The sequence below is a fragment of the Streptomyces sp. NPDC097129 genome (assembly GCF_055668065.1).
Window position 1 is genome coordinate 1098947 of record NZ_JBVOQE010000001.1, and the last position, 26416, is coordinate 1125362.

22 protein-coding genes and 3 tRNA genes are annotated in these 26416 nt (G+C 72.3%); 16 read left to right on the plus strand and 9 right to left on the minus strand.

Annotation, left to right across the window (positions count from 1 at the left end; translation table 11 throughout):
• Window positions 1–2: 2 nt before the first annotated feature.
• The 4 genes from AC0B9F_RS04920 to AC0B9F_RS04935 all read left to right on the plus strand — a co-directional run bounded on the left by AC0B9F_RS04920 (window position 3) and on the right by AC0B9F_RS04935 (window position 2821).
• A complete protein-coding gene (locus AC0B9F_RS04920) occupies window positions 3–1340 on the plus strand; it encodes an AAA domain-containing protein (RefSeq protein ID WP_471999008.1) in 1338 nt (445 codons plus the stop codon).
• 245 nt (window positions 1341–1585) lie between these two features.
• Entirely contained in the window at window positions 1586–1951 is a 366-nt protein-coding gene (locus tag AC0B9F_RS04925; RefSeq protein ID WP_471998796.1) for a hypothetical protein, read from the plus strand.
• A gap of 227 nt (window positions 1952–2178) precedes the next feature.
• Complete coding sequence (locus tag AC0B9F_RS04930) at window positions 2179–2757, plus strand: bifunctional DNA primase/polymerase (protein ID WP_471998797.1); 579 nt, start codon at window positions 2179–2181, stop codon at window positions 2755–2757.
• Window positions 2748–2821, plus strand: a tRNA-Lys gene (locus tag AC0B9F_RS04935). The genes AC0B9F_RS04930 and AC0B9F_RS04935 overlap by 10 nt, the downstream gene beginning before the upstream one ends.
• Before the next feature lie 82 nt (window positions 2822–2903).
• Here the strand turns inward: AC0B9F_RS04935 and AC0B9F_RS04940 are convergent.
• Entirely contained in the window at window positions 2904–4274 is a 1371-nt protein-coding gene (locus tag AC0B9F_RS04940; RefSeq protein WP_471998798.1) for a M6 family metalloprotease domain-containing protein, read from the minus strand.
• Between the two features lie 259 nt (window positions 4275–4533).
• Between AC0B9F_RS04940 and AC0B9F_RS04945 the strand changes: the two genes are divergently transcribed.
• Window positions 4534–6372: a putative bifunctional diguanylate cyclase/phosphodiesterase gene (locus AC0B9F_RS04945; RefSeq protein WP_471998799.1), complete on the plus strand. Its 1839-nt coding sequence runs from the start codon at window positions 4534–4536 to the stop codon at window positions 6370–6372.
• Here the strand turns inward: AC0B9F_RS04945 and AC0B9F_RS04950 are convergent.
• From AC0B9F_RS04950 to AC0B9F_RS04960, 3 genes are all read right to left on the minus strand, one after another.
• A complete protein-coding gene (locus tag AC0B9F_RS04950) occupies window positions 6345–7454 on the minus strand; it encodes an LLM class flavin-dependent oxidoreductase (protein ID WP_471998800.1) in 1110 nt (369 codons plus the stop codon). The genes AC0B9F_RS04945 and AC0B9F_RS04950 overlap by 28 nt on opposite strands.
• Before the next feature lie 1431 nt (window positions 7455–8885).
• A complete protein-coding gene (locus AC0B9F_RS04955; protein WP_471998801.1) occupies window positions 8886–9617 on the minus strand; it encodes a maleate cis-trans isomerase family protein in 732 nt (243 codons plus the stop codon).
• A complete protein-coding gene (locus tag AC0B9F_RS04960; protein WP_471998802.1) occupies window positions 9614–10423 on the minus strand; it encodes a maleate cis-trans isomerase family protein in 810 nt (269 codons plus the stop codon). Before AC0B9F_RS04960 ends, AC0B9F_RS04955 begins: the two co-directional genes overlap by 4 nt.
• A 148-nt stretch (window positions 10424–10571) precedes the next feature.
• Here AC0B9F_RS04960 and AC0B9F_RS04965 point away from each other — a divergent pair, with 148 nt between their 5' ends.
• A complete protein-coding gene (locus AC0B9F_RS04965; protein WP_471998803.1) occupies window positions 10572–11525 on the plus strand; it encodes a D-2-hydroxyacid dehydrogenase in 954 nt (317 codons plus the stop codon).
• Window positions 11526–11663: 138 nt separating this feature from the next.
• Entirely contained in the window at window positions 11664–13064 is a 1401-nt protein-coding gene (locus AC0B9F_RS04970) for an amidase (RefSeq protein WP_471998804.1), read from the plus strand.
• Here AC0B9F_RS04970 and AC0B9F_RS04975 read toward each other — a convergent pair.
• Complete coding sequence (locus AC0B9F_RS04975) at window positions 13045–13539, minus strand: DUF3830 family protein (RefSeq protein ID WP_471998805.1); 495 nt, start codon at window positions 13537–13539, stop codon at window positions 13045–13047. The genes AC0B9F_RS04970 and AC0B9F_RS04975 overlap by 20 nt on opposite strands.
• A gap of 47 nt (window positions 13540–13586) precedes the next feature.
• Here AC0B9F_RS04975 and ehuB point away from each other — a divergent pair, with 47 nt between their 5' ends.
• From ehuB to AC0B9F_RS05005, 6 genes are all read left to right on the plus strand, one after another.
• Window positions 13587–14501 carry an ectoine/hydroxyectoine ABC transporter substrate-binding protein EhuB gene (ehuB, locus tag AC0B9F_RS04980; RefSeq protein WP_471998806.1) on the plus strand — a complete coding sequence of 305 codons (915 nt, stop codon included), beginning with the start codon at window positions 13587–13589 and terminating at the stop codon, window positions 14499–14501.
• Entirely contained in the window at window positions 14498–15199 is a 702-nt protein-coding gene (gene ehuC / locus AC0B9F_RS04985; protein ID WP_471998807.1) for an ectoine/hydroxyectoine ABC transporter permease subunit EhuC, read from the plus strand. The genes ehuB and ehuC overlap by 4 nt, the downstream gene beginning before the upstream one ends.
• Window positions 15196–15846 (plus strand): ectoine/hydroxyectoine ABC transporter permease subunit EhuD, encoded by a 651-nt coding sequence (ehuD, locus tag AC0B9F_RS04990; protein ID WP_471998808.1) that lies wholly within the window; start codon window positions 15196–15198, stop codon window positions 15844–15846. The genes ehuC and ehuD overlap by 4 nt, the downstream gene beginning before the upstream one ends.
• Entirely contained in the window at window positions 15836–16618 is a 783-nt protein-coding gene (gene ehuA / locus AC0B9F_RS04995) for an ectoine/hydroxyectoine ABC transporter ATP-binding protein EhuA (RefSeq protein ID WP_471998809.1), read from the plus strand. Before ehuD ends, ehuA begins: the two co-directional genes overlap by 11 nt.
• A 196-nt stretch (window positions 16619–16814) precedes the next feature.
• Window positions 16815–17573, plus strand: coding sequence for an IclR family transcriptional regulator (locus AC0B9F_RS05000; RefSeq protein WP_471998810.1), 759 nt, complete (start codon window positions 16815–16817; stop codon window positions 17571–17573).
• A gap of 166 nt (window positions 17574–17739) precedes the next feature.
• Window positions 17740–17813 (plus strand) — tRNA-Lys (locus AC0B9F_RS05005).
• 39 nt (window positions 17814–17852) lie between these two features.
• Here AC0B9F_RS05005 and AC0B9F_RS05010 read toward each other — a convergent pair.
• The 4 genes from AC0B9F_RS05010 to AC0B9F_RS05025 all read right to left on the minus strand — a co-directional run bounded on the left by AC0B9F_RS05010 (window position 17853) and on the right by AC0B9F_RS05025 (window position 21817).
• The gene (locus AC0B9F_RS05010) at window positions 17853–18314 is read right to left on the minus strand and encodes a DUF3592 domain-containing protein (RefSeq protein ID WP_471998811.1); all 462 of its coding nucleotides are present in this window, start codon (window positions 18312–18314) and stop codon (window positions 17853–17855) included.
• An 88-nt stretch (window positions 18315–18402) separates the two neighbouring features.
• Complete coding sequence (locus AC0B9F_RS05015) at window positions 18403–19008, minus strand: lytic polysaccharide monooxygenase auxiliary activity family 9 protein (protein ID WP_471998812.1); 606 nt, start codon at window positions 19006–19008, stop codon at window positions 18403–18405.
• Window positions 19009–19166: 158 nt separating this feature from the next.
• On the minus strand, window positions 19167–20282 hold the full coding sequence (locus AC0B9F_RS05020) for an SPFH domain-containing protein (RefSeq protein ID WP_471998813.1): 1116 nt from the start codon (window positions 20280–20282) through the stop codon (window positions 19167–19169).
• Window positions 20283–20314: 32 nt separating this feature from the next.
• On the minus strand, window positions 20315–21817 hold the full coding sequence (locus AC0B9F_RS05025; protein WP_471998814.1) for a peptidoglycan-binding protein: 1503 nt from the start codon (window positions 21815–21817) through the stop codon (window positions 20315–20317).
• A gap of 187 nt (window positions 21818–22004) precedes the next feature.
• On the opposite strand from AC0B9F_RS05025, the gene AC0B9F_RS05030 reads away from it, so the two are divergent.
• The 3 genes from AC0B9F_RS05030 (at window position 22005) to glxA (ending at window position 26401) form a co-directional block, all read left to right on the plus strand.
• Window positions 22005–22078: transfer RNA gene (locus tag AC0B9F_RS05030), tRNA-Lys, on the plus strand.
• A 355-nt stretch (window positions 22079–22433) separates the two neighbouring features.
• Entirely contained in the window at window positions 22434–24470 is a 2037-nt protein-coding gene (locus AC0B9F_RS05035) for a glycosyltransferase family 2 protein (RefSeq protein WP_471998815.1), read from the plus strand.
• Window positions 24467–26401 (plus strand): radical copper oxidase GlxA, encoded by a 1935-nt coding sequence (gene glxA / locus AC0B9F_RS05040; protein WP_471998816.1) that lies wholly within the window; start codon window positions 24467–24469, stop codon window positions 26399–26401. Before AC0B9F_RS05035 ends, glxA begins: the two co-directional genes overlap by 4 nt.
• Window positions 26402–26416: the final 15 nt, after the last annotated feature.

A 26416-nucleotide genomic window follows, 5' to 3' on the forward strand; every position in this document is an offset into this window, starting at 1 on the left:
CCGTGACCGAGACGGCCTTCGATCCGGGGGCGGCCGCGACGCGGGCCACGGACGCGATCCTCGCGGACACGCTGCACGGCGCCGCGCGCGGTGTCGTCGTCGACTCGCCGCCCGGCGCCGGCAAGTCGACGCTGGTGGTGCGCGCGGCGCTGGAGCTGGCCGACGCCGGGCGGCCGCTGATGGTCGTCGCGCAGACCAACGCGCAGGTCGACGACCTGGTGCTGCGGCTGGCCGAGAAGAACCCCGAGCTGCCCGTCGGCCGGCTGCACAGCAGCGACGCCGACGCCTACGACCGGGCCCTGGACGAGTTGGAGCAGGTGCGCACCTCGGCCAAGCCGACCGATCTGGCGGGGCTGCCGGTGGTGCTGTCCACGGCGGCCAAGTGGGCGCATGTGAAGGTGGACGAGCCGTGGCGGCACGCGATCGTCGACGAGGCGTACCAGATGCGCTCCGACGGTCTGCTGGCCGTGGCGGGGCTGTTCGAGCGGGCGCTGTTCGTGGGCGACCCCGGGCAGCTCGACCCGTTCGCGATCGTGGGCAGCGAGCAGTGGGCGGGCCTGTCGTACGACCCGTCGGCGTCGGCGGTGACGACCCTGCTCGCGCACAATCCGCAGCTGCCGCAGCACCGGCTGCCGGTGTCCTGGCGGCTGCCGGCCTCCGCGGCGCCGCTGGTGTCGGACGCGTTCTATCCGTACACGCCGTTCCGCAGCGGCACCGGCCCCGGTGACCGCCGGCTCGCCTTCGCCGTCCCGTCGGACGGCTCCGGCCCCGACCGGGTGATCGACGAGGCCGCGGCCTCCGGCTGGGGACTGCTGCAGCTTCCGGCCCGGCACACCCCGCGCACGGACCCGGAGGCGGTCCGCGCGGTGGCGCTGGTGGTACGGCGGCTGCTGGACCGGGGCGGGGCGGCGGTGTCGGAGCGCTCACCCGAGCCGTCCCCGCTGACCGCCGACCGGGTCGCCGTCGGCACCGCGCACCGCGACCAGGCGGCGGCGGTCCGCGCGGCCCTGGCCGAGCTGGGCGTGCCGGACGTGACGGTCGACACGGCGAACCGGCTCCAGGGGCGGGAGTACGACGTGACGGTGGTCCTGCACCCGCTGTCCGGCCGCCCCGACGCCACGGCGTTCCATCTGGAGACCGGCCGCCTGTGCGTCCTTGCCTCCCGCCACCGGCACGCCTGCATCGTGGTCTGCCGCGCGGGCGTCGAGGACCTCCTGGACGACTACCCGTCGACGGAACCGGTCCAGCTCGGCACGCTCGTGAAGTTCCCGGACGGATGGGAGGCGAACCACGCGGTGCTGGCGCATCTCGGCGAGCACCGGGTTTCCTGGCGTCCGTGACGCGCCCGCCTCGCACGGCGTCCGTGACGCACCCGCCTCGCCGGGGGGACCGTGACGCGCCCCCTCACCCGGCGTCCGTGTCCGGCGGGAACATCGCGAGGGGCGGGGCGCTTGACATTCCGGGGTGCCTGGCCGCATCGGGAACGGTGAGGCCGAGGCCCCCTTGCGTGCGCGCGGGACAATGGAGGGTGGTCCACCCGTGGCGGCGCCCCCGTGACGTACGCCCCGTACGAGAAGGAGAAGACATGGCGGAGCCCACGCCGCGTCGGAACGAACCGCGGCTACGCCCCGCGCCCCTGCTCTTCGAGCCCACGGCGGCGGCCGCCGACCCCGAGCACTTCTTCGACCTGGAGTCGATCGACGATCCGCGCGCGCTGCTGGAGCGGGCGACGGAGCTGACGCACGCGTTCCGGGCGGCGGCCGACCGGGCCGTGGAGTTCCAGGCGATCGCGGCGGCGCAGCTCGCCGACCCGCGCCGGTTCGACCGGCTGACGCCGGCGGACATCGCCGAGCGGGCCGAGTGGACCGAGGACTACGCGAAGAAGATGGTCGAGTTCGGCCGCGACCTGCTGCGGGGCGGCGACGGATCCAACCCCTCCGACCCGATCTGAGCCCGCCCGCCGCACCCGCCGCCATCGCCCCCGGCGCCGCGCCACCCGCTGCCGCTGCCGACCGCCCCGCGGCCGCCCGCGGTACCCGCCGCCCCTTGGCCCGCCGCCCGCCTCGGCATATGCCAGGCGGGCAAGAAGCGGGCAAGATACCCCCTCCCCTGCCCTCCTGTCCCGATTTCCCGCAACCCTGCGGAAGCGCGCGCTCACGCCCGGTAGACCTGGGTGCCATGAGCAGTACGTGTCATGTCACGCATGACGGCGCCAGCTGGCTGGCCTCGGCAGGTACCTACCCGCGCAGCACCCTCGCCCTGTGGGAGGAGCAGCCGGACGCCCCGGTCGTCCTGCCCTGCGGCACCGCCTTCGACGTCGTCGGCGCCCCCGCGCTGTTCGGGCGCCGCATGCTCGACCGGCTCTGGGACGAGGGGCCGGGCTCCGGCCCGGTGGCCGTCTTCCGGGGCCGGATGCTGCTCTTCGCCGCGCCCGGCACCGCCCAGCGGCTGCCGTCGCTGCTGGAGTGGGAGGAGTGGGGGTCGGGCAGCGGCCGCACCGGCCGTACCGACGGGATCCCGCCGCTGATCTGCCACGGGGCCGGTGACGCGGTGACCGTGCCGCCGGTGTCCGCGGGTGCGCCGGGCACCGCCGCGACCCGCTGGCTGGTCGCCCCCGACACCCGTCACCCGTGGCTGCCGGGCCCGGAAATCCTGCTCTGGGCGGCGGTGCGGGCGGCCCGCGCGGCGGTGCGGATTTCGATTTCACCTCCCGCCGACCAGGATGCTAAGGTCTACGACGTCAGCAGGCGCCGCTAGCTCAGTTGGTTAGAGCAGCTGACTCTTAATCAGCGGGTCCGGGGTTCGAGTCCCTGGCGGCGCACACGACGGGAAAGCCCCTCGCGAAAGCGAGGGGCTTTCTTCTATGCCCGGAAGGGTGTCCGGAAGATCAAGCAGCCGACCGTTCACCGCGGCGCCCCCGGCGTGATCGTCACCGTCCACGCCCCCGACGGTGTGCGGTCCTCCACCTCCACCCGGACGCCGTCCCCGGGCACCGTGAAGCTCTCGCCGAGGGCGACCGGGGCGTCGGCGAGCGCCGGGTAGACGGAGTCCTCCCAGCAGGCCTCGGTGTGCGGGTGGGCGTCGACCACCTCGATGGGCCCGCGCCCGGACTCCGTCGCGCTGTGCACCCGGTACACGAGCACCCCGGCCCGGCAGGCCGCGCTGTCGTTGCCGACGGGTTCGCGCGCCTCGAAGGCGAGCGCGCTGTCGGGCCCGGTGCGCACGAGGGCGAGCTTGGTGCCGTTGCCGAGCCCGAAGGCGGGCGCGCCCGCGGCGCCGGGGACGCGGACGCCGGGTCCGGCGCCGAGTGGTTCGAGGGTGAGCCGGGTCGGGCGCTGCACGCACACCACCTGCCGCGGATCGAGCCAGCCGAGCTTCCACTTGTGCCAGCCGAAGAGGTCCGGGGCCAGGCCGAACTGGCTGCCCATCAAGTCCCAGTCGCCGACGTAGGTGTCCCAGTCGCCCTTGCCGTCGGCCGGACGGTGGTAGAGGTCGGGCAGGTCGAAGACGTGCCCGGTCTCGTGGGCGAGCACCAGACGGTCCGGCGGGTGCCGCTCGAAGACCGTCACCACGCGGCGGATGTCCGTGCCGTCCGCCCTGAGCGGGGTGTCGAGGTTGACCACCTTGGTGGCGTCGGAGTCGACACCGGGGGCGTCCGGGTCGGCGACGAAGTACACGACGTCGTAGCGGGAGAAGTCGACCTGGCCGTCTGCGGCCCGCAGGGCGTCGCGCAGGTACAGGGCGCGCAGGCCGGCGCTCCAGTCGCGCTGTATGCGGTACGTGGTGGACCGGCGGGGCATGCGGATCCAGTGCCGCATCGGATGGGCGGTCAGGGTGAAGCGGCCGTAGGAGGCGCGGCGGAAGTAGTCGCTGGTGGCGGGGAAGTGGTCGGCGGCCAGTTCGGCGGGGGTGGTCAGCGGGGTGGCGTCGGGGAACGACAGGAAGATCATCACCGCGTTCAGGGCGCGGTTGGGGCGCGCGTAGGCGGCGTTCCAGGTGTCCACGCCCTCGGAGTGGTGGGCGTCGGTGCGCTGGAGGGTGCAGGGCTCGGTGGAGAAGGGCTCGGCGACCGAGGGGGCGCTGAGCAGGGAGGTCGCGGCGAGCGCGGACATGGTGGTGAACACGGCGGCGGTGCTGCGCAGCCGTGGCGGCTCCAGTGCCGACTTGAGGCCCCTGCGGGTTCTTCGGCCCAGTCTTCGCAGGGTGAGCTGACGCGACAAGGGGACCTCCGGGTGCGGTTCACGGGACGCCGCACCCAGCCTGGTGGGGTTCATTGTCGTATGCCCTGTTTATCTGACCCGGACGAGTGAGCGGCCGTCGGGCCGACACCCCCGAAGCGTTCACGGAACGTCACATTCGGTCGGGGGGCCGCACAGGCCGCCCACCTGCGAACAGAAACGATCCGCCACCCGGTCGGGGAGCCCTTGAGGGCCGCGCGGGATGGGGCCACGGCTGGTACCGCCCCGGGCCAGCCTCTATGATCGGCACACTTTCCTGCGCGGTCAGCGATCGAGTGCACTGCGGGAGCGAGCGGTGAGCGGAACGTCCGAAGGGTCGACACCCGCGGCGGATGCCGACGGGCCAGTCGTTACAGAGAGCGACAGTGCCACCCCTGCCCGTGCCGAGCCGTCGTACCGCTCCGCCTTCGCGGCCGCGCCGCTCGCCATGGCCGTCGTCGACCGCGCGGGCCTGGTCGTCGACGCCAACGACACCCTCGGGGAACTGCTCGGCGGCGACCCGGACCAGCTCACCGGCCGGCTCGCGTCCGACCTGCTCGACCTCTCCTCCGACAGCGGCACCCGGCACGCCTACCGCGAAGTGCTCGACGGCCGCCGCGACCGGCTGCGCTGCACCCGCCGCCTCAAACACCCGGACGGCCACTCGCTGTGGGCGCAGGTCACCGTCTCCCCGTTGCCGGCCGGCGAGGAGGGCGCGCTGGTGTCGGTCGCCGACATCAGCGCCCGCCGCGAACTCCAGGCCCAGCTACGGCACTTGCAGATGCACGACCCGGTGACCCGGCTGCCCAACCGCACCCTGTTCTTCGAACGGCTGTCGGCGGTGCTGGAGTCGGCCGCGCTGGAGGCCGACACGTACGAGACGGGCGGCACCGGCCGGATCGGCCTGTGCTACCTGGACCTGGACGGCTTCAAGGCGGTCAACGACACCCTCGGCCACCGCGTCGGCGACCGGCTGCTCGCGGCCGTCGCCGAGCGCCTGACCCGGTGCGCCGACGCGGCCGCCCACGGCCGGGCGAGTGCGCCGCTGGTGGCGCGGCTGGGCGGCGACGAGTTCGCGCTGCTGGTGGAGGACTCGACGGGCACCGAGCAGCTCGCGGACCTCGCCGAGTCGGCGCTGAAGGCGCTGCAGGAGCCGTTCGACCTGGCGGGTCAGCGGCTGTCGGTGTCGGCGTCGATCGGTGTGGTGGAGCGGCAGGCGGCGGGGACGACGGCCACCGGGCTGATGCAGGCGGCCGACACGACGCTGTACTGGGCGAAGGCGGACGGCAAGGACCGCTGGACGCTGTTCGACCCCGAACGCAACGCACACCTGATGACCCGTCAGGCGCTTGCCTCCACGCTCCGGCCGGCCATCGAGCGCGGGGAGTTCGTGCTCGACTACCAGCCGCTGGTGGGCATGGCGGACGGGCGGCTGCACGGGGTGGAGGCGCTGGTCCGCTGGAACCATCCGCAGTTCGGGCTGCTGCCGCCGAATCGGTTCGTCGGGCTGGCGGAGGAGGACGGCTCGATCGTGCCGCTCGGCCGCTGGATCCTCGCCACCGCCTGCCGGCAGGCCCGTCGCTGGCAGCTGGAGAACCCCGGCGAGCCGCCGCTGTTCGTCAGCGTCAATGTGGCGGTCCGTCAGGTGTGGGACTCCGACCTGGTGGCGGACGTGGCGCGGACGCTGGCCGAGACGGGCCTCGCGGCGCATCTGCTGCAACTGGAGCTGACGGAGTCGGCGGTGATGGGCTCGGCGGGCCGCCCGCTGCAGACGCTGAAGGCGCTGAGCGACATGGGCGTGCAGATCGCCATCGACGACTTCGGCACCGGCTACTCGAACCTGGCGTATCTGTCCCGGCTGCCGGTGAAGGTGCTGAAGCTGGACGGCTCCTTCGTGCGCGGCTTCCGCTACGACGACCCCGCCGCGCACCCGAGCCCCGCCGACGAGGTGATCGTCGAGGCGATGATCCAGCTCGCGCACCGGCTCGGGCTGACCGTGACCGCCGAGTGCGTGGAGACGTCCGCGCAGGCGGACCGCCTCCGTCTCATCGGCTGCGACACCGGGCAGGGGTGGCTCTACTCCCGTCCGGTGCCGCCGGATCGTATCTCCGCGCTGCTGGGGACGGTTCAGCCGGACGTCGTCGGCAAACCGTAAGCGTCGGCGATCAGTTCGTAGGACCGCAGGCGTACGTCACCGCTGTGCGCGTTGCCGGTGATCATCAGTTCGTCGGCGCCGGTGCGCTTGTGGAGCTCGTCGAGCCCGGTGCGGACCTCGTCCGGAGTGCCGTGGACGACGTTGGCGTTCCAGGAGGCGACGAACTCCTCCTCCATGGGGCTGAACTCGTGGGCCTCGGCCTCCTCCGGCGTCGGCACGAGCCCCGGCCGGCCGGTGCGCAGCCGGACCATGTTCAGGGCGGCGGCCCGCACCTGACGCCGGGCCTCCTTCTCGTCCTCGGTGGCGAGCGCGGCGACACCGATCAGCGCGTACGGCTCGTCTAGGACGTCGGACGCCCGGAAGGACTCGCGGTACAGGTCGAGGGCCGGGACGGTGTTCTGCGCGGAGAAGTGGTGCGCGAAGGCGAACGGCAGGCCGAGCATCCCCGCGAGGCGGGCGCTGAAGCCGGACGACCCCAGCAGCCAGACCGGCGGCCGATGCGGCGACTGCACCCCGCCGGGTGAGGTGGCCTGAATCGGCCCGGGCACGGCGTGGATCCTGCGGTACGGATGCCCGTCGGGGAAGTCGTCGTCCAGGAACCGGGTCAGCTCGGCGAGTTGCTGCGGGAAGTCGTCGGCGCCCTCGTTCAGCCGGTCGGTTCGGCGCAGGGCCGCCGCGGTGGCCCCGTCCGTGCCGGGCGCCCGGCCGAGCCCGAGATCGATCCGCCCCGGCGCCATGGCCTCCAGCGTGCCGAACTGCTCGGCGATGACGAGCGGCGCGTGGTTGGGCAGCATGACGCCGCCCGAGCCGAGCCGGATGCGGTCGGTGTGGGCGGCGAGGTGGGCGAGGATCACCGCGGGCGAGGAGGAGGCGACGCCGGGCATCGAGTGGTGCTCGGCGACCCAGTACCGGTGGAACCCACGCGCCTCGGCGAGCCGCACCAGCTCCACGCTGGTCCGCAACGCGTCGGACGCGGTCCGCCCGGCCCCCACGGTGACCAGGTCCAGCACGGACAGCGCAACGGGCGCGCTCCCCTGCACCACACCCCGAATCTCATCGCCGGGCTTCTCGGATACGGCCACGGTGGCTCCTCCTGCGTATACGGGTCCCCTACGGCCCGGCTAACAGGAGGGAGTCTCCGGTTATTCCCTGGGGGGTGGGGCGGCTTGGGTGGATCGTGGGGCCCCGCCCCGGGGCTGGGGGTGCGCTCCCGCGCGGGGGTGCTTTGCGGGGGCGCTGCCCCGGGCTTGGGGTGCGCTCCCGCGCGGGGGTGTTTTGCGGGGGCCCGCCCCGGGCTTGGGGTGCGCTCCCGCGAGGGTGCTTTGCGGGGGGCCCGCCCCGGGCTTGGGGTGCGCTCCCGCGAGGGTGCTTTGCGGGGGCCCGGGCGGGGCGGGCCCCGTGCGCCCCTTGGGGCGCAGCCCCATGGCGGGGTCGGGGGCGGAGCCCCGCCCGCGAGGCCCGCGGCGAAGCACCCGGCGGGGCCGGCGGTCCGGGGAGGCCGGGGGCCAGGCCGGTCCGGCGGGTCGGCGGGTCGGCGGCCGGGGGCCCGGCAGCCGGGGCCCCAGGGGCGAAGCCCCGGCGGGGTCCGGGGCGGAGCCCGTGGCGGCACCTTCTGCCCAAGCGAGACGGGCTGGTGAGTGGGAAACCCCCCGGGATCCAGGGCGCAGCCCCGTGGCGGGGTCCGGAGCGGAGACCCCGCCCGGGGGCCCCGCGGCGAAGCACCCGGCGGGGCCCGGCGGTCCGGCGGGTCGGCGGCCCCGGGGGCCCGGGGGCCCGGCAGCCGGGGCCCCAGGGGCGAAGCCCCGGCGGGATCCGGGGCGGAGCCCGTGGCGGCACCTTCTGCCCAAGCGAGACGGGTGGGTGGGAAACCCTCCGGGAGCCGGGGCGCAGCCCCGTGGCGGGGTCGGGGGCTGAGCCCCGCCACGGGGCCTGCGGCGAAGTACCCGGCGGGGCCCGGCGGTCGGGGCCCGGCAGCCGGGGGCCCCAGGGACGAAGCCCCGGCGGCGACCGGGACGGAGCCCCGTGGCGGGTCGGGGGCGGAGCCCCGCCTGCAGGGTCCGGGGCGGAGCCCCGTGACGGCACCTCCTGCTCAAGCGAGAGGGGCGGGTGGGTGGGAAACCCCCCGGGATCCAGGGCGGAGCCCCGTGGCGGGGTCGGGGGCGGAGCCCCGCCTGCGGGGCCCGCGGCGGGGTCCGGCGGTCCGGGGGGGTGCCGCCCCGGGGCCCGGGGGCTCGGGGGCGAAGCCCGGGCGGGGTCCGGGGCGCAGCCCCGTGACGGCACCTTCTGCCCAAGCGAGACGGGTGGGTGGGTGGGAAACCCCCCGGGGTCCGGGGCGGAGCCCCGGGCGGGGCCTTCAGCCCGACCGGGTGGGAACCCCCCGGGGTCCGGGGCGGAGCCCCGGGGCGGGGCCTTCTGCCCGGCCGGGTGGGAACCCACCGGGGTCCGGGGCGGAGTCCCGGGGCGGGAGCTCCTGGCCGACCGGGGGGAAATCGGGGGAACCGGCGGAGCCGCTGTCAGGCCTGGATGAGGGGTTCGCGGAGGAACAGGGAGCCCAGGGCGGGGGCGTTCACCCGGCGATCGGTCAGGCGCAGGCCCTCCCATACCGTGACCTGGTTCGCCGTGAGGACGGGCTTGCCGAGTTCCTTCTCCAGCGCCGGGACGTGTGCCGCCGTGTGCAGGGCCGTGTCCGGCAGCAGCACCGCCTGCGCGTCGGGGTGGTCGGCGGCCCGGGCCAGCGCCAGGACCTCCGCCTCACCCCACGTGCCGACCTCCGCCGCCGTGATGATCCCCGAACTGCGCACCCCGGTGACCTCGACGCCGGCCGCCCGCAGGAAGCCGGCGAACAGCTCCGCCACGTCGTCCGGGTACGTCGCGCCGACGGCGACCGTGCGCGCCCCGATCTCCCGTGCTGCGTTCACGAAGGCGAAAGAGGTCGAGGAGGCCGGTGTCCCGGCCGCCCGGGCCAGCGCGCGCACCTGCTCGTGGGCGCCCTCCCAGCCGTACACGAAGCTGCCGCTGGTGCACGCCCACACCACCGACTCCACTCCGGCCAGCCGCAGCTCCTCCACGCCCGCCGCGAGGCGCTCCGCCGCGCCCATCCGCAGCAGCGCGTCCACCCGGTGCGCGTCCTCACCGATGTCCGTGTGGACGACGTCCACCCGGATGTCACTGCCCAGGAGCTGCTCGATGCGCGGATAGTCGTCCTCGGCCGAGTGACCCGGGTAGAGGAATCCGAGTGCGGTCATGTTCGCCCTTCCTGCTGTTCCTGCGGCTCGTCCGGCAGTACGGGGGGCCACGCGCGTGCAGATACGTCGGTCAGTGCCTGGTACGGCCCTACCGCGCGGGTACCCAGCCGGCGCAGTGCCGCCCACATCGTCACTTGGTTGGCCGAGATCACCGGGATACGCAGCTCCGCCTCCAGCTGCGGGATCACGTCGTACGTCGGCAGGTTGGTGCAGGACAGGAACAGTGCCTGCGCGCCCCCCGCCGCGCCCGGGGTGCGTACCGCCCGCCGGGCCATCTCCACGACGTCCCGGTACGGCACCTTCCAGATGTGCCGGGTCAGCCCCATGTACACGCACCCGGTGACCACGACCCCGGCCTGCGCGGCGTACGCCCGCAGCGACCGCGTCACCGACTCCGTGTACGGCGTCACCAGCGCCACCCGTCGCACGCCCAGCTCGGTCAGCGCCTCCAGCAGCGCCCCGGACGTCGTCACGGACGGCACCGCGCCCGCCCCGCTCATCGCCTCGCACATGGCGCGTTCCCCGGCGATCCCGCCGACGAAGCTGCCGGAGGTGCAGGCGTACGCGACGACCTCGGGATGCACGGCGATCAGGGTGCGCACGGCGTCGGTGAGCGTCTCGTGTTCGCTGACCAGCCGGGCGAGATCCAGGCTGACCTCGACCGGCACATAGGGCGTGCGGGTCAGGTGCAGCGACACCTCGTCCGGTGTCCAGCGCCACAACTCCCGGTCGAGCGCGAAGTCGAAGGGGGCGACGACACCGACACCGCGCTGCGGGCGGGGGCCGCCCAGAAACATGGCCTCCATCAAGGGCACCGCCTCACGGTGGGAGACGACAGGGCAACGGATCGTATGCGTGGCCCTGTTGACGACGGTAGGTTCCGGTGCGAGCGTGGTCAATCCGCGCATGTCAGACGCCAGATCATCGCCCGGTCCCCGGAGAAACGGCCCCTGCATGACCACCGCCCCGCCCACGCTCCTCGTCCTCGACGCCGATCCCCCGCCCCGTCTGGGCCGTCTCACCGGCCGGGCGCGGATCGTGCACACCGACGCCGCCGGCCTCGCCGGGCGGCTGCCCGGCGCCGACGTGCTGCTGGTGTGGGACTTCACCTCCACCGCCGTACGGGACGCCTGGCCCGGCGAGGGGGCGCGGCCGCGCTGGGTGCACACGGCGAGCGCGGGCGTCGACCATCTGATGTGCCCGCAACTCGCGCAGTCGGACACGGTCGTGACCAATGCGCGCGGTGTCTTCGACCAGCCGATCGCCGAGTACGTCGCCGCGCTCGTCCTGGCGATGGCCAAGGATCTGCCGCGGACGCTGCGGTTGCAGCAGCAGCGGGAGTGGCGGCACCGGGAGTCCCGGCGGGTGGCCGGCACGCGCGCGTGCGTGGTCGGCTCCGGGCCGATCGGGCGGGCCGTCGCACGGCTGCTGAAGGCGCTCGGCATCACCACCGCGCTCGTCGGCCGCACCCCGCGCACCGGTGTCCACGGCCCCGACGACCTCGACCGTCTCCTCTCGCGCGCCGATTGGGTGATCTGCGCGGCGCCGCTGACGGAGCAGACCCGGGGCATGTTCGACGCGCGCCGCTTCGGCGTGATGCAGCCGTCGGCGTGTTTCGTCAACGTCGGCCGCGGGCCGCTGGTGGACGAGGAGGCGCTCGCCGAGGCGCTGGCCAAACGCTGGATCGCGGGGGCCGCGCTGGATGTGTTCGAGCATGAGCCGCTGCCCGCGGACAGCCCGCTGTGGCAGGTGCGGGATCTGATCGTCTCCCCGCACATGAGCGGCGACACGATCGGCTGGCGCGACGAACTGGGCGCGCAGTTCGTGGATCTGTACGAGCGCTGGGCGGCGGGCCGGCCGCTGCTCAACGTCGTCGACAAGCAGCGCGGTTACGTCCCCGGTCACTGAAGCCCGTTCAGCACCGACGGTCACTGAAGCAGTTCAGCGCCGACGGTCACCGAAGCCGCTCAATACCGAGGTCACCGAAGCCGCTCAGTACCGAGGTCACCGAAGCCGCTCCTCACCGACGCCCCTGGGAGGCTGTGCATGACGCAACTCACCGACCTGACCGCGACCGAGCTCGTCGAGGGCTACCGCAAGGGCGAGTTCGATCCCGTCGAGGCGACGCGCGCGGTGCTGGAGCGGGCCGAGCGGATCCAGCCGGAGGTGAACGCGTTCGTCCGGCTGCTGCCCGAGGAGGCCCTGGAGCAGGCGCGGGCGTCGGCCGGGCGGTGGCGGCGCGGGGAGCCGGCCGGGCTGCTGGACGGGGTGCCGGTGACCGTCAAGGACATCCTGCTGCTGCGCGGCCATCCCACTCTGCGCGGCTCCCGCACGATCGACCCGGCGGGGCGGTGGGAGGAGGACGCCCCGTCGGTGGCCCGGCTGCGGGAGCACGGGGCGGTGTTCGCCGGCAAGACGACCACGCCCGAGTTCGGCTGGAAGGGCGTGACGGATTCACCGCTGTCCGGGATCACCCGCAACCCGCACGATCCGTCCCGTACGGCCGGCGGTTCCAGCGGCGGCAGCGCGGCCGCGGTGGCGCTCGGCGCGGGCCCGCTGTCGCTGGGCACGGACGGCGGGGGCAGTGTGCGCATCCCGGCGGCGTTCTGCGGGATCTTCGGGCTGAAGCCGACGTACGGCCGGGTGCCGCTGTACCCGGCGAGCGCGTTCGGCACGTTGTCGCACGTCGGGCCGATGACCCGGACCGCGGCGGACGCGGCGCTCGCGCTGGACGTGATCGGCGCGCCGGACACCCGGGACTGGTCGGCGCTGGGCCCGGCCGGGCTGTCGTACACGGACGTGCTCCGCGAGGGGGTGCACGGGCTGCGGGTGGCGTACTCGCCGTCGCTGGGCGGGCAGGTCGCGGTGCAGCCGGCGGTGGCGTCGGCGGTGCGGCACGCGGTGGGGCGGCTGGCCGGGCTCGGCGCGTACGTCGAGGAGGCCGACCCGGACGTCACCGACCCGGTGGACGCCTTCGAGGCGCTGTGGTTCGCGGGGGCGGCACGGGTGGCGCAGCAGCTGAAGCCGCATCAGCGGGAACTGCTGGATACGGGGCTGCGGGAGGTCTGCGCGGCCGGGGCGCGGCTGTCGGCGCTGGAGTACCTGGCCGCGGTGGACGTGCGGATGGACCTGGGGCGGCGCATGGGCCGCTTCCACGAGGCGTACGACCTGCTGCTGACGCCCACGCTGCCGCTGACGGCGTTCGAGGCGGGCGCGGAGGTGCCGGACGGTTCGGGGCTGAGGCGCTGGACGGGGTGGACGCCGTTCACCTATCCGTTCAACCTGACGCAGCAGCCCGCCGCGTCCGTCCCGGTGGGTGTGGACGCGGACGGGCTGCCGGTGGGCCTGCAGATCGTGGCCGCCCGGCACCGCGACGACCTGGTGCTGCGGGCCGCGCACGCCCTGTACGAGGCGGGGGCCGCGGGTCTCACAGCCGCCGGAAGCTGAGCGTCTCGCCCGCCGCGCCGGTGCGCCACAGGTCGTTGCACGCCTCGGCCATGGCGTCCAGGCCGTCCACGACCTGGCCCCAGACGATCCCGGGCACCCAGCCCACGTCGCCGTTCAGCAGCAGGTTGTTGCGTTCGTAGAACAGGGCCAGGTCGACGACGGTGGTCCCGGCGCGCACCTCGCGGTCGTAGCCGTAGGCGTTGGTGCCCAGTTCGGCTCCGGCGAAGGAGAAATAGCAGAGATCTCCGGGGATCGGGGTGACGGTGGGGTTTTCCAGGGGTGGTTCGGTCGCGGCGAAGGGTGGGAAAAGCGCGTAGATCTCGTTGCGTGCGTATTTGGCGTGGTAGACGTCGCCGGACAGCGGCAGCGCGTTCCACACCGCGGCGCAGGTGAGGGGGGCGCGGTCGTCCAGCAGCTTCGCGGTGCAGTGGATCTGACGCTTGACCAGGGACACTTCGAGGTAGCGATCGGCCATGAAATCCATGGTGCATGCTGCGCGTTCAGTTGGGTAGCAGCGCCGCCATGGCTCCACCACACGGTCATGCAAGACATGGCGCACACACAACCGGACCCACTCGCCGGTCGCTGCTCGCGGGGGTGGCAGCGGTCGGCGCACTGGGTGCCGCGGGCTGCTCGCGGGTGGCGACCGCGTCCACGAAGAACGGCGGTGACCTGCTCGACCGGCTGCGCGCGCAGGGCGTCGTACGGCTCGGGATCGCCGGTGAGATTCCGTTCGGATACATCGACAAGAACGGTGAACTCACCGGTGAGGCGCCGGAACTGGCCAAGGTGATCTTCAAGCGGCTCGGGGTGGACAAGGTGCAGCCCGTGCCGACCGAGTTCGGTTCGCTCATACCCGGGCTGAATTCCCAGCAGTTCGATGTCGTGGCCGCCGGCATGTACGTCAATCCCGAGCGCTGCGCGCAGGTGATCTTCGCCGATCCCGACTATCAGATGCTCGATTCCTTCATCGTCCGCAAGGGAAATCCCAAGGGGCTGCACACCTACCGGGACATCGTCGAGAAGAAGGCGAGGTTCGCGACCGGGACCGGTTACGCGGAGATCCAGTACGCGGTCGGGGCGGGTTACCGGGAGAGCGACATCCTCATCGTCCCGGACCAGGTCGCGGGGCTGAACGCGGTGGAGGCGGGCCGCGTGGACGTGTTCGCGGGAACGGCAGTGACCGTCCGTGACGTGGTGAAGAAGTCGGCCAGGACGGAGGCGACCAAGCCGTTCGCCCCGCTGGTGAAGGGCACACCGCACGTCGACGGCGGCGCGTTCGCGTTCCGGCCGACCGAGACCGGGCTGCGGGACGCCTTCAACACCGAGCTGCACAAGCTGAAGAGGAGCGGCGAACTGCTCCGCATCCTGCGGCCGTTCGGCTTCACGCGGGCCGAGATGACCGATCTGACCGCGAAGGAGCTGTGCGGCGGATGACCTCGGGACTGTGGGAACTCGTACTGAAGGGCGTGTGGGTCACGCTCCAGCTGCTGGTGTGCAGCGCGCTGCTGGGCGCGGCGGTCGCGTTCACCGTCGGGGTCGCGCGCACCCACCGGCTGTGGATCGTCCGTTTCCTCGCGGGCTTCTACACGGAGATCTTCCGTGGCACCTCCGCGCTGGTGATGATCTTCTGGGTGTTCTTCGTGCTGCCGCCGGCCTTCGGCTGGCAGCTGGTGCCGCTGTGGGCGGGCACGCTGGCGCTCGGTCTGACCTATGGCGCGTACGGCGCGGAGATCGTGCGCGGGGCGCTGAAGGCCGTCGATCCGGCGCAGCGGGAGGGCGGCATCGCGCTCGGCTTCACACCGGGGCAGCGGATGCGCAAGATCCTGCTGCCGCAGGCGGTTCCGGAGATGATCCCGCCGTTCAGCAACCTGCTGGTCGAGCTGCTCAAGGGCACGGCGCTGGTGTCGGTGATGGGCATGGGCGACCTGGCCTTCAGCGGCAACCTGGTCCGCCTGGCGTTGCAGGAGAGCGCGGAGATCTACACGTATGTGCTGCTGATCTACTTCGTGATCGCGTTCCTGCTCACCCGGGGGATGCGGGGCCTGGAGAGGCGGCTGAAGGCCGGGGTCGGCCGGGCGCCGGAGAAGAAGGCGGACCCGGTGCGGGTGCCTGAGGGGGCTGGTGTCGCGTGACCTGGGACTGGAGTGCCGTCAGCGGCTTCATGCCGCATTTCTGGGACGGCCTGCTGGTGACCTTGCAGGCGCTGGTGCTCGGCTCGCTGATCTCGTTCGCGCTGGGTCTGGTGTGGGCGCTGCTGATGCGGACGCCGACGCGGTGGGTGCGCTGGCCGGTGGGCGTGGTCACGGAGTTCGTGCGCGACACCCCGCTGCTGGTGCAGCTGTTCTTCCTCTTCTACGTGCTGCCCGAGTGGGGCGTGACCATGTCCGCGCTGACCACCGGTGTCCTCGCGATCGGCCTGCACTACTCGACGTACACCATGCAGGTCTACCGGGCCGGTATCGAGGCGGTGCCCGTCGGGCAGTGGGAGGCGGCGACCGCGCTGAGCCTGCCGGTGCACCGCACCTGGGCGGCGGTGATCCTGCCGCAGGCGGTACGCCGGGTGGTGCCCGCGCTCGGCAACTACGTGATCGCCATGCTCAAGGACACGCCGATGCTGATGGTGATCACCGTGCTGGAGATGCTCGGCCAGGCGCGGCTGTACTCGCAGCAGCACTTCCAGTTCACCGAGCCGCTGACGGTGATCGGCGTCGCCTTCGTCGTCATCTCCTACCTGGCCTCCCTTCTCCTTCGCACCCTGGAGCGACGCCTTGTCCGTTGACACCAGCAAGCAGCCGACCGCAGCGCCCGCCGATCTTTCCCCGCTGGTGCGTCTGGAGCAGGTCACCAAGCGGTTCGGGGACAACACCGTCCTGGACCACCTGGACTTCTCCGTGGACGCGGGCAAGCACGTCACGCTGATCGGGCCGTCCGGCTCCGGCAAGACGACCATCCTCAGACTGCTGATGACGCTCACCAAGCCCGACGAGGGCGTGATCACGGTCGACGGGGACCAGTTGTTCCCGGCGGGCGAGCGGCAGTGCCGGGAGGTGCGCAAGAAGATCGGCATGGTCTTCCAGCAGTTCAACCTGTTCCCGAACATGAGCGTGCTGAGGAACATCACCGAGGCGCCGGTCACCGTGCTCGGCCTGTCCAGGGACGAGGCGGAGGAGCGGGCCCGGGAACTGCTGGACCTGGTGGGCCTGGCCGACAAGTGCGACGCGCGCCCGACCCGGCTGTCCGGCGGGCAGCAGCAGCGGGTGGCGATCGCGCGGGCGCTGGCGATGCGGCCGAAGGTGCTGCTGCTGGACGAGGTGACGTCGGCGCTGGACCCGGAGCTGGTGGCCGGGGTGCTGGATCTGCTGCGGGACATCGCGCGCAGCACGGACATCACGATGCTGTGCGTGACCCACGAGATGAACTTCGCCCGGGACATCTCCGACCAGGTGCTGATGTTCGACGCGGGCCGGATCGTGGAGGCGGGATCGCCGGAGAAGATCTTCAACGACCCCGAGCAGGAGCGCACACGGGAATTCCTGAGCGCCGTGCTGTGACTACGCGCCGTACGCACGCCAACACCCCAGGTCTCCGCGGTGGGGCGTGACCCGGACATATGCCAGCGGGTCGTTGCCCCAGCTGGGAGGGATGAGATCTCGCCAACACCCCCTCCACGCAGGGCGCTTGCCCGTTATGGTGGAGGGGGTCCGGGTTCCGGATCACGGCCTGAAAGCGACCGCAGGGGGAGACACCGTGGCGCTGATGAACGAGCCGACCGCGCCGTACCACGCGGCCCAGGACGCCCTGCGCGTACTGGAGACCGTGGCCCGGCACACCGCCGGCGTCACCGACGCCCAGATAGCCCGCCGCACGGGCCTCACCACCGAGCGGCTGACCCCGCTGCTGCGGATGCTGCGCCGTGAGGGATACGTCGAGCAGATCACCGGCGGGGCGTACACGGCCGGTGACGCGCTCGCCCGGCTGGGTTCCGCCCAGGGGCGGGAGGAGGCGCTGCGGGCCCACCTCCAGCGCACCCTCGACCGGCTGCGCGACTCGGTGCGGGCCGCCGTCTACATCAGCCGGTACGTCGACGGCGAGGTGCGCATCACCCAGTACGCCGCCGGGCCGGGCGCTCCCCCGGTCAACGAGTGGGTGGACTTCCGGGAGTCCGCGCACGCCCACGCGGTCGGCAAGAGCCTGCTGACCCAGCTCGACCACAACGGCCGCCGCGACCATCTCTCCCGGCACAAGATGGCCCGCCTCACCTCGCGCACGATCACCAGCGACAAGCTGCTGCTCTCCCGCCTGGAGGCTCAGCCGGCGACGGTGCCGGTGCTGGACCTCCAGGAGTACGCGGTGGGCACGGTCTGCGCGGCCGTCCCGATCACGGCGGGCTCCTCGGTGGGGTGCCTGGCACTGTCGATGCCGGTGGAACACGCGCACCGGCTGCGCACGGCCGCCGACGCGCTCAACCGCAGCGCGGCACCGGTGCTGCTGTCGCTGGCGATCTAGACCCCCGGGACACCGCACCCGGCGCGGTGCCCGGCGCGGTGTCCCGGGCGCGAGCCGGGCGCCTCGGCGGGTGGTCACGAGCACCCCGGAGAACCAGGTACTATTTTCTTCGTCGCCGCCCGCGGGGCCGGGAGAAACACCTGGTGAAGCGGTCGGCGGGAGTCATGCGCCGCTAGCTCAGTTGGTTAGAGCAGCTGACTCTTAATCAGCGGGTCCGGGGTTCGAGTCCCTGGCGGCGCACAGAAGAAGGGCCCTCGCGAAAGCGGGGGCCCTTCGGCGTTACGGCAGGGCGTCACCCGCCACGGAGAACATGGCGTGCACCACGATCATGAACCCCGCGCAGACGACGACCACCGCGCCGAGGACGAACAGCAGGCAGCCGGCTTCCGCCGCGAGCCGCCCCGGCGCGGGCGGCAGGGCCGTCGCCCCTTCGGGGCGGTCGGCCGGGTATCGCACGGTCACGATGTCGCCGACGAGCGTCGTGCCGGGCCCGCCCCTCTCGTCGAAGCGCACGCTACGCCCGTCACGGCTGACGAACTCGTACACGTGATGCAGATGCGTGTGCACCGCGCTGTCCCCGCCGCCGCTGGTCGTCGTGTAGGTCCGCAAACAGCGCGCCTCGGCCATGAGCCCGTCGCTCCAGGTCCGGCGTATCCGCCGGGCGCGGCCGAGCACCCTGACGCCCCCGTAGACCGCCCCCGTGATCATCAGCAGCGGTACGACATAAAACAGCACTTCCACTGTGGCCCCCCGTGGCTCACGCCGGCCCCGATCGGCCGGCGTGGGGGGAACCTACCCGCGCCGGCCGGGGTGGTGGCTCAAGGAAGCCTCAGAACGTGACGTCCGAGCAGGCGTAGAACGCGTTGCCCGTGTCCGCGACCGTCCAGACCGCGAGGATCACGTGGTGGCCGCTGAGCCCGGACGGCAGGGTGCCACTGTGGGAGAGGGTGGACGGCGGGCGCTGGCCTCCGTAGGGGACGGTGAGGAACGGGGTGAGGTTGAGGTCGGCGCGGGTCAGATTGTGGTCCTGGTTCCAGCCCTGCTTGGTGACGTAGTACTTGAAGTCGGTCGTGGCGTGCATCGCGGTGAACTGCCAGCGGAAGGTGTAGCTCTGTCCGCCCGTCACCTTGGTCGTGGGCCAGGCGCCGCCCGACGGGGTGCGCGGGCTGTCCAGTTCGGCGAAGCGGGTGTTGCCGCCCGAGCACAGCCGGCCGTCGGCCGGTCCGGCGGCGGGGAAGCCCTTGGGGCCCTCCACGCTCTGCGGCTCCCACTGGATGTCGCCGCAGTTGCTGACGGTGCCGAGCTGGCAGACCTTCTGCCGGCTGACGGGCAGGTCGGTGTAGCCGTGGCTGCTGGCCCCGCCGGAGGAGAGCGCGATCGCTCCGGTCGTGGCCAGCCCCACCACGGCGGCGTAGAGCTTGGTCCTTGTGCGCATGCTGCCGCTCCTGGGATGTGGGGAGTTCAGTGAGCCGTGCAGGTAGGTCTAGACCAAGTTCGAGGTTATGGGCGACCGTTGAACGTGTCCATACCAATCGCAGGGCCCGCTTCCCCGACCCCGTCAGCTCTCGCCACGGCCGGCGCGGAACGTCACCCTCACCCCTCCCCGCGTCCCGCGCAGAACGCCACCGTCAGGTCCTTCACCAGCGCCTTGCGTTCGTAGTCGTCCAGGGACACCAGGCCGCGCACGGTCAGCCGGGTCACCGTGTCCTCGACCGAGTCCACGACCGAGCCGAGCATGCTCGCCCGGTTCTCGGCCTCCAGCACGGCGATCCGCCGGCGCTGCATCACGGCGGCCACCTCGGGGGCGTACTCCACCCGCAGCGGCCGTACCGAGAACACCTCCAGGCCCACCGGCGCCACATCCGCCGCGACCAGCCGGGTCAGCGTGTCCCCGGTCGCCTGAGCCGGGGCCTGCCCGGCGCCGGGCACCTCCACCGGCAGCCGGGCCAGCGCCGCCTCGACGCACTCCCGCAGAAACGTCTCGTGGTCCTCCACGCCGAGCGCGGCCCGTGCGGTGTCCCGCACCCGCCACACCACCAGCGCGACCACCCTCAGCGCCACCCCGCCGGCGTCGGCGGCCGGCATCGGCTCGCTGCGCCAGTGCCGCAGCCGCACATCCACACCGCGCCGCAGCAGCAGCGGGTTGACCCACAGCAGGCCGGTGCGCCGGACCGTGCCCCGGTAGCGGCCGAACAGGCCGAGCACCCAGGCCCGGCCGGTCCGCCCGCGTGCCAGCCCGCCGAAACCGAACAGGGCGAGCGCGCCCGCCCCCGCGTACACCGCCCACTGCGCCGGCCCTAGCCCGGCACCCGGCGTCGCCGGCAGGTGCAGCGCCCGCACGACGAGCGGCGGCACCAGCCCCGCCCACCAGGACGCGACCGCGCACCCCGCCGCCCCGCACAGCCCGGCGAGCACGCCCACCGCGCCGGGCAGCACCCGCGCCCGCCGCTCCACCAGCTCCGGGTCGACCTCCGGCACCGCGGGGCGGGGCGCCTTCGGGACCGGGCGGCGCACCCGCGGCTGCTCGCCGGTGCCCTGGCGGCGCGCCACGACGGTGGGACGCACCGGCACCGGCTGCGGGTCGGGGTCGTCGCGGAAGAGAAGGTGGACGGGGATCTCGGTGGTGGCCTCGTTCTGGATCAGCCGGGGCGGGCGGGACGCGGCGGCGTCCGCGCTTCCCTCCGACTCGGGCGTCGTGGCCGTACTCAATGCGTGCCTCCAACCACTGCGGATGGGTGATGTCACCGGAAGAGCCGTCGCCAGGTCTCCGGGCCGGGGTAGCCGTCGGCGGCCGAGCCGCGCCAGCCCTGGGCGAGCTGGAAGGCCTCGACGGCCCTGCGGTCGGCCTCGCTCCAGCGGGGACCGGGGCCGCTCGCGTAGAAGGCGCCGAAGCCCTTCTTCACGAGCTGCCGGCCGAGCTCGGTGACATGGGCGTTGTTCGCACCCGGCCGGAAGGCGTCCGGGCCGGGGAAGGGCGGGACCGCGGCGGCCGGGACCGGCGGCTCGGAAGTCGCGGGCTTGGGCGCCGCGGGCTTGGAAGTCGCGGGCTCGGGCGCCGCGGGCTTGGCCGGTGGCTCCGGTGCCGCCGGTGTCACCGGCGACGTGGGTGACGTCGATGACGTCGATGGCGTCGGTGTCACCGGTGACGTCGGTGACGTCGATGACGTCGATGACGTCGATGGCGTCGGCTTCACCGCACCCTGGCCCCCCACGGGCGGGATGTCCTTGCCCGTGCCGGCGGCCAGCAGGGCCCAGGTCCTCGGGCCGGGCAGGCCGTCCGCGTCCGCGCCGCTCCAGCCCTGCGCCTGCTGGAACGCCTGCGTGGCCCGGCGGTCGGCGTCCGTCCACACGGGCCCGGGACCCTGGGCGTAGAAGCGGGCGCCGCCGCGCTTGACGAGCAGCTCGCCCAGGTGGGTGACATGGGCGTTGTTCGCGCCGGGCCCGAAGGAGTCCGCGCCCGGGAACGCGGTGGTGTCCTTCTGGGTGCCCCCGCTCCCCGCCGGGGCGCCGGCCGCGCCGTCGGTGACGCCCTTGTAGCGGTACGGCAAATACTGGGAGGCGTTGCTCCAGTACGGGTAGGGGGTGGCCTGGCGGCGGGTGGTGGGGCGGGTCTGCTCGTAGGCGGTGTAGTAGGTGTGCGTGTAGTCCGTCCAGCCGCCGAAGAGCACCACATGGGACCCCTTCTCGGGGTCGGCCGTGTTGTGGAACAGCAGGATGTCGCCGGGCTGGAGCTCCTCCTTGGTGATCCGCTCGGCGAACTGGCCGAGGCTGCCGGTCCACTCGTTGCCGGGCAGGTGCCAGGCCATCGACACGAAGCCCGAGCAGTCCTGCCGGTACCCGTCCGACCAGTAGGCGTACATGCTGTACGGCACCTGCGCCGCCACCCACACCTTGGCGCGGTTGATGATCTCCGTACGGCTGATCGGCGGCAGCTTCACGGGGGTGGGCGCCTGGGCGGGAGCGCCGCCCGGGCCGTGCAGCGGGGCCTTGCCGCCCTGCGGGGTCTGCGGCTCGTCACCTGCGGGAACGCCGGGCCGGCCCGCGGTGTGCGGGGCTGCGAGGGCCGGTGCGGCGCCGCTCGCGGCGAGCGCGGTGGAGGCGGCCGCCGCGACGATCACCACACGGTGCGCGGCGGCGGGGCCGGGGGTCGGGGAGGACGGCGGGGCGGGCCGGTGCAGCCGGGCGCAGCCGGGGCAACCGCAGTCGCTCGCAGGATCGATTTCCTCGAATACCGGACTGTTCATGCGATCCGCCTCACACTCCGGTCCGTTTTGTCCAGGCCTGTACACGCCGATCAGTTTCCCAACGGTCTTGCCGAAGCGCATGGTGACGATCCGAATGATGTACGACTTTCCCATTTCATGACATAAAGGACACGGATGCGCGGTCAGGGGCACCCCCGGGTGTCCTGTAGAGTTACGTCGTCAGCAGGCGCCGCTAGCTCAGTTGGTTAGAGCAGCTGACTCTTAATCAGCGGGTCCGGGGTTCGAGTCCCTGGCGGCGCACCGACGGCAAGGCCCTTCGCTTCGGCGAGGGGCCTTGTTTCGTTGCGCGCCCACACCGTCTTGCGATCATGCCGAACCCCATAGAACCCTGAATGGGCAACACGACGCGCATACACGGGACTTGGGGGGCTGAGGGCCGTTTGCGCGGATGTCACGGGGAGAAGGGGGCCCCGTTCACACTGCTGATGCCGAGAGGGCATCATGCACCCGGAACGCCGCCGTTCCCTGTCTATAGGGTTGGGACGACGTGGGGACAGCGGCCCACCACTTAACCATCTGCACCGGTCGAGGGGGACCGGAGCAGATGAAGACGCCGACACACACGCGCTGACCACGCGTGCTGGGGGGATGACTCATGACGTCGACGCCGCCGGACGCCCGGCACGGCTCCGACCCGTCACCGACCACTCGGCTCAGGGTGCCCACGCACCGGATGAGCACCACCGGAACCTTCCGGCGGATCAGGAGAAACCTGCCGAGATACGACTACGAGCACTACAGCAGGCTGGCCGGGCCCCTCACCCAGCCCGATCCGCACAAGCCGTACACCGTCCAGTACCGCTCGCTGATCTCCCAGGAGCCGCACCGCATCCGGGTCGCCCTGATGCTGGCCGCGGCCCCCATACTCTCGCTGGTCCTGCTGTTCTGGCTGCTCCAGCCCGAACACTGGACCGAACGCGACTATCCCGCCTTCGACTTCCTGCCGGCTCTCGACGTGGTCATGCTGGTCTCGATCGGCCTGATCGAGTTCTTCCGCTGCCTGAACGTGCTGTCCAACGCGCACGCCACGCTCGTCGCCCGCGATCCCGTGCCCGTCGTGCCGCAGACCGGCACCCGGGTCGCCTTCCTCACCTCCTTCGTGCCCGGCAAGGAGCCGCTGGAGATGGTCACCCGGACCCTGGAGGCCGCCGTCCGGCTGCGCCACCGGGGCCTGCTGCACGTATGGCTGCTCGACGAGGGCGACGACCCCGAGGTCAAGGCCGTGTGCGAGCGGCTCGGCGTGCACCACTTCTCCCGCAAGGGCGTCGCGAAGTGGAACCAGGCCAAGGGCCCGCACCGGGCCAGGACCAAGCACGGCAACTACAACGCCTGGCTGGACGCCCACGGCGACGACTACGACTTCTTCGCCTCCGTCGACACCGACCACGTGCCGCTGCCGAACTACCTGGAGCGGATGCTCGGCTTCTTCCGCGACCCGGACGTCGGCTTCGTCATCGGCCCGCAGGTGTACGGCAACTACGACTCGTTCGTGACCAAGGCCGCCGAGTCGCAGCAGTTCCTCTTCCACGCGCTCATCCAGCGCGCCGGCAACAAGTACGGCGCCCCGATGTTCGTCGGCACCTCCAACGCCGTACGCATCAAGGCACTGCAGCAGATCGGCGGCCTGTACGACTCGATCACCGAGGACATGGCCACCGGGTTCGAGATGCACCGCCACAAGAACCCGGTCACCGGGCGCAAGTGGAAGTCGGTCTACACCCCCGACGTGCTCGCCGTCGGCGAGGGCCCGGCCGCCTGGACGGACTTCTTCACCCAGCAGATGCGCTGGTCGCGCGGCACCTACGAGACGATCCTCAAGCAGTACTGGAAGGGCTGGGGCACGCTGCCGCCGGGCCGCCTCTTCAACTACACGATGATGATCATCTTCTATCCGATGTCCGCCTTGAACTGGATCCTCGCGGCACTGAGCTGTGCGCTGTTCCTGGGCGTGGGCGCCTCGGGTGTGAACATCGACCCCACCGTGTGGCTGATGCTCTACGGCAACGCCTCCGCCCTGCAGATCGGCCTGTACGTCTGGAACCGGCGCCACAACGTCTCCCCGCACGAGCCGGAGGGCTCCGGCGGCGTGGCCGGCATGGTGATGTCCGCGCTGTCGGCGCCGCTGTACGCCAAGGCGCTGATCGACTCCCTGCTGCGCCGCAAGAGCAAGTTCGTCGTCACGCCCAAGGGCGACTCGGCGAGCCCGGACACCTGGTTCGGCACCTTCCGCTACCACTGGTACTTCATCGCGATCTTCGCCGGCTCCATCGTCGCGGGCCTGGTGCTCGGGCACTCCCACCCGGCGATGATCATCTGGGCGACGTTCGCCCTGCTCATCACCGCCGCGCCGGTCTTCGTCTGGCGCCATGAGCTGCGGCAGGCCGCGAAGAAGCCGGCCGCCGGCCCGGCGGGACAGCCGCGGCACGCCGCCGCGCCCGCCCCGGCACACGGGACACCCGCGCACGGGACGCCGGTGAACGGGACACCCGCGCACGGAGCACCCGCGCACGGGACTCCGGCGCAGTACGCGCCGCACGGCCCGGCCCCGCGCCCCCAGTGGGCCGAGCCGGGCTCGGGCGACGACCAGACCATGCAGATCGCCCTTGGTGGGCTGGGGGGACGTAAGGAATGAACGACCGTGCCGGCCGCCGCCGTGCCCGTCGACTCGCGATAGGCACGGCGGTGGTCCTCGCGCTGGCCGGGATGAACGGTCCGTGGCTGTACCGCTTCAGTACCGCGAAGTACCACGACTACAAGATCAACAAGCCGGAGTACAAGGCGGAGAACGGCCACTGGGACATCATCGAGTTCCCCAGGGAGTACCGGCAGAACACCATCCACGCGGCGCTGCTGCACACCGGGAAGATCCTCCTCGTCGCCGGGTCCGGCAACAACCAGGAGAACTTCGACGCCAAGAAGTTCGACACCCGGATCTGGGGCCCCGTCAAGGGCACGATCAAGAAGGTGCCCACGCCGACCGACCTGTTCTGCACCGGCCACACCCAGCTGCCCAACGGCAACCTGCTCATCGCGGGCGGCACCAAGCGGTACGAGAAGCTCAAGGGCGACGTCACCAAGGCCGGCGGGCTGATGATCGTCCACAACGAGAACCCGGACAAGCCGATCACCCTGCCCGCGGGCACCCGGTTCACCGGCAAGGAGAACGGCAGGACGTTCGTCTCCAAGGACCCGGTGCTGGTGCCGCGCGCGAAGAAGGTGTTCGACAAGGCCGGGAGGTTCCTGCGCAACGACCCCGGGCTCGGCCGTATCTACGTCGAGGCGCAGCACAGCGGGCAGAAGTACGAGACCGGCACCCAGGACAACTACCGCATCCAGGGGCTGTCCGGTGCCGACGCCCGCAACACCTACGGCATCGCGCAGAAGCTCGCCCTGGACAAGAAGGACTTCCAGGGCATCCGTGACGCCTACGAGTTCGACCCGGTCGCCGAGAAGTACATCAAGGTCGACCCGATGAACGAGGCCCGCTGGTACCCGACGCTCACCACGCTGAGCGACGGCAAGGTCCTCAGCGTCTCCGGACTCGACGACATCGGCCAGCTGGTCCCGGGCAAGAACGAGATCTTCGACCCGAAGACCAAGACGTGGACCTACACCAAGTCGGTCCGTCAGTTCCCCACCTATCCGGCGCTGTTCCTGCTGGAGAACGGCAAGATCTTCTACTCGGGCTCCAACGCGGGCTACGGCCCCGACAACATCGGGCGTGAGCCGGGCGTCTGGGACGTGGGCACCAACAAGTTCGCCAAGATCCCCGGCCTGAGCGACGCGAACATGATGGAGACGTCCGGCACGGTGCTGCTGCCGCCGGCGCAGGACCAGAAGTACATGGTGATCGGCGGCGGCGGGGTCGGCGAGTCCAAGCTGTCCAGCAACCGGACCCGGATCGTGGACCTGAAGCAGCCGGACCCGAGGTTCGTGGACGGGCCGACGCTGGAGAAGGGCACCCGCTACCCGCAGTCCTCCGTCCTGCCCGACGACAGCGTGCTCGTCTCCGGCGGCTCGGAGGACTACCGGGGCCGCGGCGACTCCAACATCCTCCAGGCGCGGCTCTACGACCCGAAGACCAACGCATTCCGGCGGGTCGCCGATCCGCTGGTCGGCCGCAACTACCACTCCGGGTCGATCCTGCTGCCCGACGGGCGCGTGATGTTCTTCGGCTCCGACTCGCTCTACGGCGACAAGGCCAACACCAAGCCCGGCACGTTCGAGCAGCGCATCGAGATCTACACGCCGCCCTATCTGTACCGGGACGCACGGCCCGACCTGTCCGGCGGCCCGCAGACCATCGAGCGCGGCGGCTCGGGCACCTTCACCTCGCGGCACGCCGCCACGCTCAAGAAGGCCCGGCTGATCCGGCCGAGCGCGTCGACGCACGTGACCGACGTCGACCAGCGCTCGATCGCCCTGGACTTCAAGGTGTCCGGCGACACGGTGACGGTGACGGTCCCGAAGAGCCGCAACCTCGTCCCGTCCGGCTGGTACATGCTGTTCGTGGACGACGACCAGGGCACGCCCAGCACGGCGCAGTGGGTGCGCGTGCCCTGAGCCCGCTCCAAGGTC

Coding starts and splice junctions, on each gene's coding strand:
- AC0B9F_RS04925 (WP_471998796.1), top strand. CDS start 1,586: ATGGCGGAGCCCACGCCGCGTCGGAACGAACCGCGGCTACGCCCCGCG.
- AC0B9F_RS04930 (WP_471998797.1), top strand. CDS start 2,179: ATGAGCAGTACGTGTCATGTCACGCATGACGGCGCCAGCTGGCTGGCC.
- AC0B9F_RS04940 (WP_471998798.1), bottom strand. CDS start 4,274: ATGAACCCCACCAGGCTGGGTGCGGCGTCCCGTGAACCGCACCCGGAG.
- AC0B9F_RS04955 (WP_471998801.1), bottom strand. CDS start 9,617: ATGACCGCACTCGGATTCCTCTACCCGGGTCACTCGGCCGAGGACGAC.
- AC0B9F_RS04960 (WP_471998802.1), bottom strand. CDS start 10,423: ATGGAGGCCATGTTTCTGGGCGGCCCCCGCCCGCAGCGCGGTGTCGGT.
- AC0B9F_RS04965 (WP_471998803.1), top strand. CDS start 10,572: ATGACCACCGCCCCGCCCACGCTCCTCGTCCTCGACGCCGATCCCCCG.
- AC0B9F_RS04970 (WP_471998804.1), top strand. CDS start 11,664: ATGACGCAACTCACCGACCTGACCGCGACCGAGCTCGTCGAGGGCTAC.
- AC0B9F_RS04975 (WP_471998805.1), bottom strand. CDS start 13,539: ATGGCCGATCGCTACCTCGAAGTGTCCCTGGTCAAGCGTCAGATCCAC.
- ehuB (WP_471998806.1), top strand. CDS start 13,587: ATGGCTCCACCACACGGTCATGCAAGACATGGCGCACACACAACCGGA.
- ehuC (WP_471998807.1), top strand. CDS start 14,498: ATGACCTCGGGACTGTGGGAACTCGTACTGAAGGGCGTGTGGGTCACG.
- AC0B9F_RS05015 (WP_471998812.1), bottom strand. CDS start 19,008: ATGCGCACAAGGACCAAGCTCTACGCCGCCGTGGTGGGGCTGGCCACG.
- AC0B9F_RS05025 (WP_471998814.1), bottom strand. CDS start 21,817: ATGAACAGTCCGGTATTCGAGGAAATCGATCCTGCGAGCGACTGCGGT.
- AC0B9F_RS05035 (WP_471998815.1), top strand. CDS start 22,434: ATGACGTCGACGCCGCCGGACGCCCGGCACGGCTCCGACCCGTCACCG.
- glxA (WP_471998816.1), top strand. CDS start 24,467: ATGAACGACCGTGCCGGCCGCCGCCGTGCCCGTCGACTCGCGATAGGC.